Below are 12,110 nucleotides of genomic sequence, written 5' to 3' on the forward strand. Positions count from 1 at the left end.
CGCTTAAACCGGATGGGTATCGCCCCAAGTCGCAGGCGGACGGGACAAAGAAAAGCCCCTGCGACGAATCCAGTTCAGGGTTGTGGTGCTTCTGAGCCTTCAGGCTCAGGCGATGGTACGCGTGCCGATCTGCGTACGGCGGCGCTTGAGCGCGCGTCGCTCGTCCTCGCTCATGCCGCCCCACACGCCGGCGTCCTGGCCGCTGGCAAGAGCCCAGGCCAAGCAGTCGGAAGCGACGGTGCAGCGGTGGCACACGGCCTTCGCCTCGGAGACCTGCAGCAGAGCCGGACCGCTGGTTCCCACCGGGAAGAACAGCTCGGGGTCCTCGTCTCGGCAGGACGCGTCGTGGCGCCAGTCCATGTTCGTGAGCTCCTTCATAGTGGCGCGGGAAGGCCGCGCCACAGTCGTCATGGCGGTCGTGTTTTTGGGTGCTTGTGAATGCTTTCACGAAGCACCGCGTTCGACAAGGGTTTCCCGAAGATCGGTGAGTCAGCTCACCCGGCCGAGCGACGCCTCTGACCTGCGGTTTCTGTCCGAAACAGACCGCCCGGCGGAAGCGCGATGCGGTGAGCGGAGGTTCTGGGTCGACGAGCGGCAAGATGCACTTTGCCGCAGGCGATCAGTGGTCGCACCGTCACACGATTACTGTGAGTGCATCCTGCACGCTGTGGAATTCCACCCGCGTCCGCTGCCCGACGAGGTCCCCGTCGACCTGGAAGTTCACCGGTTCAGCTGCGTCGATGCGGATCATCGGCACGTCGTCGCGGCGCATCAGACGACGCCCGTGCTGGTCGCTCTTCGTGAGCAAAGCTTGGCGTACATGCGTGAACACGGTGGGCAACCGCAGACCGTTCAACGCGAACAGGCCCAATCCTGTCTCGAACGAGCAACCCGAGTTGAGGTGGACGGCGCGATCACCCAGGTAGGTCCACGGATCGGTGTTGGACACGAACGCGGTCACCACCTCGGCGGGTTCCTCGCCCGGGATCCGCACGGTCAGGGCGGGCCGGCCCATCGGCGGCCGGAAGTAGGAGCCCACTGAAGCGCGTAGATAGAGAGCGGCGCTCGTTTCCTTGCCCCGCCGCTTCGCCACGCGGCCCACCACGTCGGCGTCCCAGCCGAGCCCGGCGTTGAAGGTGAACCAGTGCCCGTCGGCGAGCCCGAGCCCGATGCGACGGCGCCGGTCGTTCTCCAGCGCGATCAGCAGCTGGTGCGTGGCTTCGACGGGATCCACGGGAAGGCCGAGGGCGCGCGCGAACACGTTGGCCGAGCCGCCGGGCACCACGCCGAGCATCGGGACGCACCCGAGCCGGCCCGGGTCGCCGGTGGAGTCCGCGAGGAGACCGTTGACGACCTCGTTGACCGTACCGTCGCCGCCGTGGGCCACGACCAGGTCGAAACCGTCGCGGGCCGCCGAGCGCGCCACGGCCATCGCGTGGCCGCGGTAGTCCGTCTCGACGACGTCGAGCTTCACCTGGCTGGCCAGCGCGTGCGCCAGCACATCCCGGCCACCGGCGGTGGTCGAGGTGGCCTGGGGGTTCACGACGAGGATGGCGCGCACTTCCCCACCGTAGGTGACGTTCGCCCGGGTGGAGAACCTTCGACGGCACAAGGTGACGCGAAGCTCAACACGGGGAACGGCGCTCCAGATGCACCGAAGGAGTGCGCCAGTACTGCGTCCGGTGACCCTGTGGCGGGCGATCCTCCCTTGCGTACGGCGAACATCCGCTCGTCGTGACAAGTGCACCCGGGCCGACCGCCCGCTCATCGACGACAACCCCGATTTTCACGTGCCCGGCGCCCCGCGAAAACGGCCGACCGGGTGGCATACGATCGAAACCGCTCACCCACCGTGACCCGTGCAGGTCGGGTCGCTGTGCTCCCGCAAAGCAGCTTGGAAGGCCGCACCCGTGTCGCTCGACGAGAACCAGCCGCCCACCCCGTTCGAGGTCCGGCTGGCCGGGATCCTCACCGCGCTGCCCGGTCTCGGGCTCCTGGTGCTGGGCGTCGTGATCCTCGTGCGCGGCCTGCAGGAACCTTCTCAGCCGGGCAACAACATCTGGGCCGAGTTCGGCACCTACGCGGTGCTGGCGATCGCGTTCCTGGCCGCCTCGGCGGGGCTGGTCCTCGGCCGGCAGTGGGCGCGCTCGCCCGGTGTCGTGGTCGCGCTGCTGCTCATGGGCATCGGCTGGTATGTGCTCGGCCCGTCCGGCCAGCCGGCCTGGGGTGTGCCGATCGGCGTGTGCGGCCTCGCGGCGCTCGTGCTGCTCTTCCGCCGCCCGGCCCGCGCGTGGGCGCTCGGCCTGCGCGAAGGCGAGACGGAGGAAGAAGCAGCCGAACGCGGTGGCCTCGCCGGGCGCCGCGAGGAACGCGAGCGCCACGACGAGGATTGACGGGCCTGGCTGCGTCAGCTTTCGGAGGCCAGCGCCTTCAGCGGCGCGTCCGTGAGCCGGTAGGTGGTCCACTCGTCCTGCGGCAGCGCACCGAGTGCCCGGTAGAACCCGACGGCCGGGTTCCAGTTCAGCACTGCCCACTCCAGCCGCTGGTAACCCTGCTCGACGCACTCGGCGGCCAGCGCCGCGAGCAGCGCCTTGCCCAGCCCCGAGCCACGCAGCTCGGCGCGCACGAACAGGTCTTCCAGGTAGATGCCGTGCGTGCCGCGCCAGGTCGAGAAGCTCAGGAACCACAACGCGAACCCGGCGACCCGGCCGTCGACTTCCGCGACGTGGCCGAACAACGCCGGCGCGGGGCCGAACAACGCTTTGTGCAGTTGCGGCGCTTCGAGGTGGCATTCGTCCGGCGCGCGCTCGAACTCGGCGAGCGCGTAGACCAGTTCCACCACGGCGTCGACGTCTTCGGGCCGGATCCGCCGGATGCGGGGGTCGGGCAAGCGCTCAGCCTTCCAGTGCGGGCAGCAGGTTCAGGTGCTCGACCTGGGGCTCGCCGCGTTCGTCGCCCAGCACGGCGATGCCGGCCGGGTCCAGTCCGAAGTGGACACCCGCGGTGGACGACAGGCGCACCCAGCGCGCCACCAGCACGCGGCTGAAGTGCCCGTGGCCCACCAGGACCACGTCGCCGTTGTCGATTTCGCGGCGTGCCCGATCGAGGACCTTGTCGGCGCGCGCGGCGACGTCGGCGGCGCTCTCGCCGCCGGGGATCGCGTGCGTCCACACGGTCCAGCCCGGGTCCGTTTCGCGGATCACGGGCGTGGTCAGGCCTTCGTACTCGCCGTAGTCCCACTCGGCGAGGTCTTCGGTGAGTTCGTCCACGCGCAGGCCGGCGAGCTCGGCCGTGCGCTTCGCGCGTTCGCGCGGGCTCGAGATCACGAGCTTGGGGCCGCCAAGCAGGGTGCGCAGGGTGCCGCCCGCCGCGCGCGCCTGGTCCTCACCCGCCGCCGTGAGCGGGATGTCGGTGCGTCCGGTGTGCCTGCCGTTGACGGACCACTCGGTCTGGCCGTGTCTGAGGAGGAAAAGCCGATGTGCCACGAGCCCGAATATAGCCCCGCTCCCGTTTGTGGGCAGGTCGCGTACTGTGTTTACCTACTGACGAGTAGGTAGATGGGGAGGTTCCGATGGGCACGAGCCCGACGTTCGCGCTGTGGCGCCGGCTGGCCGGCAAACCGGGCGGTAAGCAGCTGTTTTCCGCGGCGATGTGCCTGCGCGTGCCCTATTTCGCCGACCGTGCTGCCGTCGGTGCGGCAGCTGTGTCCGGGGCACTGTTCGGTCACCGCGCCGAAGTGGTGGGGTGTCCACAACCACATCCGGACCTTTCACGCGATCGCCGCGTGCAACCTCGCGGAGATCGCGATGGGCATGCTCGCGGAGGCGACCGTGCCGCCGTCGCACCGCTGGCTGCCCAAGGGGATGGACGTGCGGCGCCACCGTGAACACGCCCCTGCCCGGGTATTCGCCCGCCGTGATCATCGGGACCGGTTACGGCGCCGCGGCCACCGCGTTGCGCCTCGGCGAGGCCGGTGTGCCCACGCTGATGCTCGAAATGGGGCAGCTATGGCACGATCCCGGGCCTGACGGCAAGGTTTTCTGCGAGATGCTGAACCCCGACCAGCGCTCGATGTGGTTCAAGAACCGCACGCAGGCGCCGCTCGCGTCGTTCCTGTGGCTCGACATCGCCAACCACGACATCAAGCCGTATGCCGGGGTGCTCGACCGCGTGAACTACGGCGACATGTCCGTGTACCTCGGCCGCGGCGTCGGCGGCGGCTCGCTGGTCAACGGCGCGATGGCCGTGACGCCGAAACGTTCGTACTTCGAGGAAATTCTGCCGCGCGTGGACGCCGACGAGATGTACGAAATGTACTTCCCGCGCGCGCGGGCCGGGCTCGGCGTGAACTCCGTGGACGAGCAGTGGTTCGAGACCTGCCGCTCCTACCAATACGCGCGCGTTTCGCGGAAAGCCGCGCAGAAAGCCGCGCAGAAAGCCGGTTTCACGACGACTTTCGTGCCCAGCGTTTACGACTTCTCATACTTGGAGCAGGAAGAGGCCGGCACCGTCGAACGCTCCGCGCTCGCGTCGGAAGTGATCTACGGCAACAACCACGGAAAGCGTTCGCTCGACAAGTCCTACCTCGCGGCCGCGCTGGGCACCGGGCACGTGACGGTCCAGACGCTGCACGAGGTCCGCGAAATCATCCAGCAGCCCGACGGCGCGTACACGCTGGTGGTGCGCGAAATCGACCAGTACGGCGCGGTCGTGGCCACCAAGCGCGTGAGCACGAAGCACCTCTTCCTCGGCGCCGGCAGTGTCGGTTCCACCGAACTGTTGTTGCGGGCAAGGGAAACCGGCCGCCTGCCGGACCTGCCTGACGCCGTGGGCCAGGGCTGGGGCACCAACGGCAACGTGATGCTCGGGCGCGCCAACCACGTCTGGGACACCACGGGCAGCCTGCAGTCCGGCATGCCCGCGCTCGGCATCGACAACTGGAACGACCCCGTGCACCCGGTCTTCGCGGAGATCGCGCCCGTGCCGGCCGGGCTCGAGACGTGGGTGAGCCTGTACCTGGCGATCACGAAGAACCCGGAACGTGGGCACTTCACCTACGATGTGGCTTCGGATTCGGCGAAACTGCAGTGGACCGCCTCGCAAGGCCAGCCGTCGATCGATGCGGTGAAGGCGATGTTCGACAAGATCAACGCGGCCAACGTCACCATCTACCGCTACGACCTCTTCGGCGACACCCGCCCGTTCGCGAACCGGTTCACCTATCACCCCCTCGGCGGCCTCGTCCTCGGCGACGCGACGGACGACTACGGGCGCGTGAAGGGCTACCGCAACCTCTACGTGACGGACGGCTCGCTCATCCCGGGCAGCACGGGCGTGAACCCGTTCGTCACGATCACGGCCCTGGCCGAGCGCAACGTCGAACGGGTGCTGGCGGAGGACGTGCTGGTCTGAGCTCTCATGTCCCGAGCTCGGCCAGCGCGGACACGAACCCACCGGTCCGCTCGCCGAGCCCGCCGAAGAACCGTGCGTCTGCGTCTTCGACGTCGTGCAACGCTTTCGCGACGAGCGCCGAGCCGGCTTCGGTGAGCTGCACCCGCTTCGCGCGCGCGTCGGCCGGATCGTCGGCGCGCGTGAGCAGGCCGCGGTCCGCGAGCTTGCGCACGACCTGGCTGGTCATCATCGTGTCGGTGCCGGCCTGCTCGGCGAGCTGCCGCTGCGTGGGCGGCTCGCCGGAGCGCGTGAGCCACCACGTGGTGGTGAGCAGCACGAACTGGACGTGCGTGAGGTCGTGCGGCGCCAGCGCGGCACGCATCACGCGTTGCCAGGCCAGCGTGACGCGCCACAGCAGGAAGCCGGGGCTCTCGTCGGGACCGGGCAGGCGGGACTCCAGAGCGGTCATGCCCGCAAGGATGCCTCGGCCAGCCGTGCCAGCGCGCGCACGGCGTCCGGGGTGTCCTCGGTGACGGCCGGGCCCAGCTCCGGTGGTCCGTCCACCGTCACGCGGTAGACGATGCGCGTGCCGTCTTCGGCGTCCTCCAGCCAGTGCTCGAAGACGAGCGTGGCGTCGGGCAGCCGGGTCTCGTCGGTGAACCCGCGGCCATCGTCGACGGCGGTGAGCGTGAACGGGATCGGCGGCTGGTCCGGCATCGTCATGGTGCCGCTGGTGCCCGCCTCGAACGGGCCGTCCAGCACGACTTCCCGCAGGCCCGCGTCCCATTCGGGCCAGCGCGACGTGTCCGTCCACAGTGGCCAGACGGCGGACGCGGGCGCGGTGGTGGTCTCGGTGTGCTCGTACTCGTATAGTGCCATGCGGGCATACTATATGCGCGCATATTAAAGGCGCAACAGCGAGAACCGGCCGTGGGTCGGCCGGAACTCAGTGGTGAGCTGAGCGCAGCTTCTCGTAATAGGCCGTGCAATCCGCGTACGACGGCAGCAGCCCCTGTGCCTCGGCCTCCGCCAGCGTCGGGGCGGAACCGTCCTTTTCGGACACGATCGGCGTCAGATCGGCGGGCCACGGCAGGTCGAGCGCGGGGTCGAGCGGGCTGATGCCGTGCTCGCCCGACGGGTTGTACGGCTCGGAGCACAGGTACGCCATCGCCGTGTTGTCCTCGAGCGCCACGAACGCGTGGCCCAGGCCCTCGGCGACGTACACGGCGCGGAAGTCCTTGGCGTCGAGCAGGACGGAGTCCCACTGGCCGAAGGTGGGGGAGCCGGTGCGCACGTCGACGATCACGTCGAGCAGGGAACCGGCGGGGCAGTAGACGTATTTCGCCTGGCCCGGCGGTACGTCGGCGAAGTGCACGCCGCGGATGGTGCCGCGGCGGGAGACGCTGTGGTTGGTCTGGCCCATGCGCATCGGGTGCCCGGTGGCGCTCAGCAGCGCCTCTTCCTGGAACGGCGCCACGAAGAGTCCGCGCTCGTCGTGGAACGCGCGGGGGGTGAACTCGTAGGCGTCGGCGACCTTCAGTGGGCGGAATTGCATGCGCTCACCTTATCGAGTGCCGCGCGGCGCGAAATGCGGGTGGCCGCGGTCCGTCGTGGTCACTGAATCGGTTCGGAACCATTCAACAAAACCGGACGGACGTCTTGGGAATAGGGGATTTTCGGCGGTTTTCCTCGGGAAGTCCACTGAATCTGTGACATGAGCCGCACCGAGGGTCCGCCTCCGGAGGGGCTCCTGTCATGATTGGGAGACCGCAGCGTCCGCGGCCATCAGCCACACCCCACGGATCGGATGGCCGCTGTGACGCCTCGCCGACAGGCCGGCGCTACCGCGCTGGGCTGCCGTCCGGAGGACAAGTTCCAAGGGTGCGCGGGTGCGCCTTCGCCCGCTGCCAGTGGTCCCCCGCTCGCAGTCCCAGGAGTAATTCAGTGACGCAGATCCACCCCGCGAGTTCCGCGATCGCCGAGGGGCGAACGCCGGAAACGACGACAGGAACCCCGATGACCGACCAGGCCAGCACCGCCGCCACCGCCGCGCCGGTGACGGACGCCGAGATCTTCGCCGGGCACGAGGGCGGCAAGCTCTCCGTGGCGGCCACCCGGCCCATCTCCGACCCGCGCGACCTCTCGATCGCCTACACGCCCGGCGTGGCGAAGGTGAGCCGCGCGATCGCCGAGGACGCCGCCCAGGCGAAGCGGTACACCTGGGCCGACCGTCTCGTGGTGGTCGTCAGCGACGGCACGGCGGTGCTCGGCCTCGGCGACATCGGCGCGAGCGCGTCGTTGCCCGTCATGGAGGGCAAGTCGGTGCTGTTCAAGACGTTCGGCGGCCTCGACTCGATTCCGCTGGTGCTCGACACCACCGATGTCGACGAGATCGTGGAGACGCTGGTGCGCCTTCGCCCGTCGTTCGGCGCGGTGAACCTGGAGGACGTCTCGGCGCCGCGGTGCTTCGAGCTCGAGGACAAGCTCAAGGCCGCGCTCGACTGCCCGGTCATGCACGACGACCAGCACGGCACCGCGATCGTCACGCTCGCTGCGCTGCGCGGGGCGAACCTGGTGCTGGACCGCGCGATCGCCGACCAGCGCGTGGTCATCTCGGGTGCGGGCGCGGCGGGGGTGGCCTGCGCGAAGATCCTGCAGGAGGCCGGTGTCGGCGACGTCACGGTGCTCGACTCGCGCGGCATCATCCACTCGGGACGCGAGGGTCTGAACCCGATCAAGCAGCAGCTGGCCACGACCACCAACTCCTCCGGTCTCACCGGCGGTCTCGAAGCCGCGCTGAAGGGCGCCGACGTGTTCCTCGGCCTGTCCAGCGCGACGATCGACCCCGAGCTGCTCGGCTCGATGGCCGACGACCCGATCGTGTTCGCACTGTCCAATCCGGACCCGGAGGTGCACCCGGCCGACGCGGCGCGCTACGCGGCGATCGTCGCCACCGGGCGCAGCGACTTCCCGAACCAGATCAACAACGTCCTGGCGTTCCCCGGCGTCTTCCGCGGCGCCCTCGACGCCGGTGCGCGCGCGATCACCGAGAACATGAAGCTGGCCGCGGCCGACGCCATCGTCTCCGTCGCGACCGACGACCTCGGCCCCGACCGCATCGTGCCGAGCCCGCTCGACCCGCGCGTCGCCCCTGAGGTCGCGGCGGCCGTCGCCAAGGCCGCGGTGGCCGACGGTGTGACCGGCTGAGTTCTTCCTGCCGAAAAGGGGCTCCTCTATGGTGAGGAGCCCCTTTTTTGGACTCGCCGGTCCATTTTTTCCGGGCCATGCTGAGGTGATGAAGATCGAACTCGGTCAGTACGGCATCTTCCAGATCGGCGCCCTGACCACTCCCGACATGGCCAAGGAGATCGAGGCGCTCGGCTTCACCACGCTGTGGGTGGCGGCCATGCCCGTCGACCTGGCGGGCATCGACGAGCTGCTCGAGGCGACGTCGACGCTCGTCGTCGCCACGGGCATCCTCAACATCTGGTATGGCGACCCGGCCACCGCCGCTGCCGCGTACCACCGGATCAGCACGCGGTTCCCCGGCCGGTTCTGGCTCGGGCTCGGTGTGGGGCACCGCGAGCAGACGCAGCAGTTCGCCAAGCCGCTGGCGGCGACCAAGGCGTACCTCGACGGCCTCGACGCCGCGGGCGTGCCCGTGGAAGGCCGCGGTCTCGCCGCGCTGGGCCCGAAGATGCTCGAGCTCGCGGCTTCGCGCACGGGTGGGGCCGTGCCGTACCTCGTGACGCCCGAGCACACGCGGCTCGCCCGTGAGGCCCTCGGTCCCTCGCTCCTGCTGGCGCCCGAGCAGAAGGTGCTGCTGGACCCGGACCCGGCGCGGGCGCGCGAGACGGCCCGGCCGCGGGTCACGGCGGCGTACCTCAAGCTGGCCAACTACACCAACAGCCTGCGCCGCCTGGGCTTCACCGACGAGGACCTCTCGGGGGACGGCAGCGACCGGCTGCTCGACTCCCTCGTGGCGCACGGCGACGCGGCCACCATCTCGGCCCGCCTCGGCGAGCATTTGGCGGCAGGCGCGAACCACGTCGCGATCCAGGTGATCACCGGCGCGACCGTCGAGCATCCCGACTTCCCCGGGATCGAGCTGCCGAGCTACGACGACGAGATCCTGGCCGTCTACCGGGCGCTGGCGGCCGAGCTCTTCTGACGCTCTGGACTTGCCGGTCCATTTTTCTGTCGCCACGCTGGGGGCATGACGATCGACCTCGGCGCCTACGGCGTCTGGCAACCGGCCGCTCTGACCACCCCGGCGATGGCGAAGGAGATCGAGCAGCTCGGCTTCTCCACGTTGTGGGCCGCCGGCCCACCAACCGACCTCGCGGGCCTCGACGAACTCCTCGAAGCCACCTCGACGCTCGTGGTCGGCACGAGCATCCTCAACATCTGGCACGGTGACCCCGCCGTCGCCGCGAAGGCGTACCACCGGCTGGTTTCGCGGTTCCCCGGCCGGTTCTGGCTCGGCATCGGCGCGGGTCACCCGGAGCAGACGCGGGAGTTCACCAAGCCGCTCGCCGCGATGAAGAGCTACCTCGACGGCCTCGACGAGGGCGGCGTTCCGGTGGAGGGCCGCGCGATCGCCGCGCTGGGGCCGAAGATGCTGGAGCTCACGGCTTCGCGCGCGGGCGGGTCGGTGCCCTACCTCGTGCCGCCGTCGCACACGCGGCTTTCGCGTGCGGCGCTCGGCCCTTCCGCGCTGCTGGCGCCCGAGCAGAAGGTGGTGCTCGACACGGACCCGGCTCGCGCCCGTGACACGGCGCGGCCGCGCATCAAACACCCGTACCTGGGCCTCACCAACTACACCAGCAACCTGCGTCGATTGGGTTTCACCGACGAAGACCTGACCGGCGACGGCAGCGACCGCCTCATCGACGCCGTCGTCGCCCACGGCGACGCGGCCGCTATCGCCGGGCAGCTCGGCGAACACCACAATCAGGGCGCGAACCATGTCGCCATCCAGGTGATCACCACCCGCCACGCCACCCACCCGGCCATTCCGGACGTCGAACTGCAGGTCTACGACGACGAGGTCTTCAGTGTCTACAAGGCACTGGCCGCGGAACTGTTCTGAGCCACTGCGGTCCCCGGCTTCAGCGCAGCAGTTCCACCAGCCGGTGCCGCGGCACGTCGACCAGCCGGAGGTCCACCAGCTCGCCCGGCACGTCGAGCGCGACGTTCGCCAGCCGCGCGTGCGCCCGGGTCAGGACCTCCGACGGGTCGTCGACCATGTCCGCGGTGACCACGGCGTGGCGGTTGTCCGGCGTGCTGCGCAGGAACCGCAGGCGGTACTTGCCGGCCATGAGGTCGGTGAGTGCCGCCTGCGAGGCCGCGTCGGCGAGGTCCGGGTGGTTGTTGGGCACGAGCAGGGCCAGGCGGCGGGCGTTGGTGCCGAGCAGGGTGCGCAGCAGCCACGGGCCGGGGTCCGCGGTGAGGTCCATGGCGACGGCGTCACCCTCGGGCGCGGACATCGACCAGTCGACGGGCCGGGTTTCCAGGGCCAGACCGCCTTCGGAGGCGATGTCGCGCAACGCGGACAGCAGCGTCGGTTTCGTGCCGGTGGCCTCCACGGACTGCGGCCCGTGGGTGTAGATGGCCGACTTTCCCTTGCCCCGGCCCGTTTTGCGGGCCTTCGCGGTGGGCTGGCAGACGTAGAGGTCGGCGGCGGCGCCGATGGCCTGGGCGCCGTCGTAGCGGTTGAAGTCGGGCAGGATCGCTTCGAACGTGAGCCCGAGCGTCGCCAGCGAACGCTGCACCTGGGCTCCGAGTGCGGGGTGGCGGGGGCTGTAGCCGTAGGCCAGCAGGATGCGGCCCTCGGTCGGCTCGCGCAGCGCCTGCACGGCGCGAGCGGCGAACAGCCCCATGCCGTCCGGGGTGTAGGGCGGATCACTGAAGACGAGGTCCGCGCGGCCCGTCACGGCGGGCGGCAGGCCGACCCGCAGGTCGGCGTGCGCGGTGGCGACCTTCCGGTCGCTGGTGGAGTCCAGGTAGGACAGAACGCGCTCGTCGAGGTCCACCACGGTCAGCTCGGCCTCGGGGCACACGGCGTGCACGGCCAGCGAGGTCAGGTCGTGGTCGCCGAGGAAGAGCAGGCGGGAGCGGCGCAGGTCGTAGCGGGCGTTGAGCCACAAAGCACGCCGCAGCACCGTCTCGGGCGTCGCCTGCACGTGGTCGAGAGCGGCGAGCGGCGCCGGCACACCGGCGACCCAGCCGGAAATCGACGCGAGCAGCTCGGAATGCGCGGCCACGGCGCCGTCGAGCGGATCGGGCAACCGCGGCAAGCGGTACGCCTCGTACTCGGGCAGCGCGGCGGGTGCGATCCGGATACCTGCGGCGGAACGCTCCAAATCACGCTCCAGCGCGGCCAGCACGTCCTCGACACTGCGCCGGGGCGCCGCGGCCAGGCGCACCAGGTCGGCCAGCTCGCGGGGACCCGTGCGGAGCAGGTCGATCACCTCGTACAGCGGGCGTACGCCGGCGCCGTGCGCGGTCAAGAGGTCGTCGAGAGCGGTCACGAGCGCCCAGCCTACTGTGCTGCTCGTTACCAATCCGGCCACAGCCACGGCGGGAATGGTCGTCAGACGCGGTCACGTCCGGTTGGGTACCCGCCTTCTTTTGGCCGGATCGGTAAGGGGCCACAGTGCGGGAAAGGCTGCCAAGGCCCGCCGAGTGGGCTACGGTCGATCTGCATCTGACGTGGG

The 12,110-nt window shown here is 69.9% G+C and carries 13 protein-coding genes and 1 pseudogene; 6 read left to right on the top strand and 8 right to left on the bottom strand.

All coding sequences use genetic code 11. The features are described from left to right. Positions 1-105 precede the first annotated feature (105 nt). Both AB0H62_RS34380 and AB0H62_RS34385 read right to left on the bottom strand, forming a co-directional pair. A complete protein-coding gene (locus AB0H62_RS34380; protein WP_220247091.1) occupies positions 106-360 on the bottom strand; it encodes a WhiB family transcriptional regulator in 255 nt (84 codons plus the stop codon). A gap of 274 nt (positions 361-634) precedes the next feature. After that, positions 635-1,561, bottom strand: coding sequence for a diacylglycerol kinase family protein (locus tag AB0H62_RS34385; RefSeq protein WP_360590716.1), 927 nt, complete (start codon positions 1,559-1,561; stop codon positions 635-637). Between the two features lie 349 nt (positions 1,562-1,910). Between AB0H62_RS34385 and AB0H62_RS34390 the strand changes: the two genes are divergently transcribed. Continuing rightward, positions 1,911-2,393: a hypothetical protein gene (locus AB0H62_RS34390; RefSeq protein ID WP_220244009.1), complete on the top strand. Its 483-nt coding sequence runs from the start codon at positions 1,911-1,913 to the stop codon at positions 2,391-2,393. A gap of 14 nt (positions 2,394-2,407) precedes the next feature. On the opposite strand, the gene AB0H62_RS34395 is transcribed toward AB0H62_RS34390, so the two are convergent. Both AB0H62_RS34395 and AB0H62_RS34400 read right to left on the bottom strand, forming a co-directional pair. Then, the gene (locus AB0H62_RS34395) at positions 2,408-2,890 is read right to left on the bottom strand and encodes a GNAT family N-acetyltransferase (RefSeq protein WP_220244008.1); all 483 of its coding nucleotides are present in this window, start codon (positions 2,888-2,890) and stop codon (positions 2,408-2,410) included. A gap of 4 nt (positions 2,891-2,894) precedes the next feature. Next, complete coding sequence (locus AB0H62_RS34400) at positions 2,895-3,485, bottom strand: acid phosphatase (protein WP_220244007.1); 591 nt, start codon at positions 3,483-3,485, stop codon at positions 2,895-2,897. Between the two features lie 86 nt (positions 3,486-3,571). Between AB0H62_RS34400 and AB0H62_RS34405 the strand changes: the two are divergent. Next, positions 3,572-3,872: pseudogene (locus tag AB0H62_RS34405) on the top strand (hotdog fold domain-containing protein); the annotation flags it as partial. Positions 3,873-3,882: 10 nt separating this feature from the next. After that, the gene (locus tag AB0H62_RS34410) at positions 3,883-5,412 is read left to right on the top strand and encodes a GMC oxidoreductase (protein ID WP_360590719.1); all 1,530 of its coding nucleotides are present in this window, start codon (positions 3,883-3,885) and stop codon (positions 5,410-5,412) included. 4 nt (positions 5,413-5,416) lie between these two features. On the opposite strand, the gene AB0H62_RS34415 is transcribed toward AB0H62_RS34410, so the two are convergent. The 3 genes from AB0H62_RS34415 to rfbC all read right to left on the bottom strand — a co-directional run bounded on the left by AB0H62_RS34415 (position 5,417) and on the right by rfbC (position 6,946). Further along, positions 5,417-5,860, bottom strand: coding sequence for a MarR family winged helix-turn-helix transcriptional regulator (locus AB0H62_RS34415; protein ID WP_360590721.1), 444 nt, complete (start codon positions 5,858-5,860; stop codon positions 5,417-5,419). Next, positions 5,857-6,270 carry an SRPBCC family protein gene (locus AB0H62_RS34420; protein WP_360590723.1) on the bottom strand — a complete coding sequence of 138 codons (414 nt, stop codon included), beginning with the start codon at positions 6,268-6,270 and terminating at the stop codon, positions 5,857-5,859. The genes AB0H62_RS34415 and AB0H62_RS34420 overlap by 4 nt, the downstream gene beginning before the upstream one ends. 67 nt (positions 6,271-6,337) lie before the next feature. Next, positions 6,338-6,946 carry a dTDP-4-dehydrorhamnose 3,5-epimerase gene (gene rfbC, locus AB0H62_RS34425; protein ID WP_220244004.1) on the bottom strand — a complete coding sequence of 203 codons (609 nt, stop codon included), beginning with the start codon at positions 6,944-6,946 and terminating at the stop codon, positions 6,338-6,340. 461 nt (positions 6,947-7,407) lie between these two features. Between rfbC and AB0H62_RS34430 the strand changes: the two genes are divergently transcribed. The 3 genes from AB0H62_RS34430 to AB0H62_RS34440 all read left to right on the top strand — a co-directional run bounded on the left by AB0H62_RS34430 (position 7,408) and on the right by AB0H62_RS34440 (position 10,483). Beyond that, a complete protein-coding gene (locus AB0H62_RS34430; RefSeq protein ID WP_354864606.1) occupies positions 7,408-8,598 on the top strand; it encodes an NADP-dependent malic enzyme in 1,191 nt (396 codons plus the stop codon). A gap of 88 nt (positions 8,599-8,686) precedes the next feature. Continuing rightward, complete coding sequence (locus AB0H62_RS34435; protein WP_220244002.1) at positions 8,687-9,562, top strand: LLM class F420-dependent oxidoreductase; 876 nt, start codon at positions 8,687-8,689, stop codon at positions 9,560-9,562. Between the two features lie 45 nt (positions 9,563-9,607). Next, positions 9,608-10,483 (top strand): LLM class F420-dependent oxidoreductase, encoded by an 876-nt coding sequence (locus tag AB0H62_RS34440; protein WP_360590726.1) that lies wholly within the window; start codon positions 9,608-9,610, stop codon positions 10,481-10,483. A gap of 19 nt (positions 10,484-10,502) precedes the next feature. On the opposite strand, the gene AB0H62_RS34445 is transcribed toward AB0H62_RS34440, so the two are convergent. Continuing rightward, positions 10,503-11,924 (bottom strand): bis-aminopropyl spermidine synthase family protein, encoded by a 1,422-nt coding sequence (locus AB0H62_RS34445; protein WP_360590728.1) that lies wholly within the window; start codon positions 11,922-11,924, stop codon positions 10,503-10,505. Positions 11,925-12,110: the final 186 nt, after the last annotated feature.

Origin of the sequence: Amycolatopsis sp. NPDC050768 (genome assembly GCF_040654155.1) — a bacterium.
Classification (GTDB): Bacteria; Actinomycetota; Actinomycetes; order Mycobacteriales; family Pseudonocardiaceae; genus Amycolatopsis.

What these genes read in the sequence shown, in the direction of transcription:
- AB0H62_RS34380 (WP_220247091.1), bottom strand. Translation starts at nt 360, where the DNA reads ATGGACTGGCGCCACGACGCGTCCTGCCGAGACGAGGACCCCGAGCTG.
- AB0H62_RS34415 (WP_360590721.1), bottom strand. Translation starts at nt 5,860, where the DNA reads ATGACCGCTCTGGAGTCCCGCCTGCCCGGTCCCGACGAGAGCCCCGGC.
- AB0H62_RS34420 (WP_360590723.1), bottom strand. Translation starts at nt 6,270, where the DNA reads ATGGCACTATACGAGTACGAGCACACCGAGACCACCACCGCGCCCGCG.
- rfbC (WP_220244004.1), bottom strand. Translation starts at nt 6,946, where the DNA reads ATGCAATTCCGCCCACTGAAGGTCGCCGACGCCTACGAGTTCACCCCC.
- AB0H62_RS34430 (WP_354864606.1), top strand. Translation starts at nt 7,408, where the DNA reads ATGACCGACCAGGCCAGCACCGCCGCCACCGCCGCGCCGGTGACGGAC.
- AB0H62_RS34435 (WP_220244002.1), top strand. Translation starts at nt 8,687, where the DNA reads ATGAAGATCGAACTCGGTCAGTACGGCATCTTCCAGATCGGCGCCCTG.
- AB0H62_RS34440 (WP_360590726.1), top strand. Translation starts at nt 9,608, where the DNA reads ATGACGATCGACCTCGGCGCCTACGGCGTCTGGCAACCGGCCGCTCTG.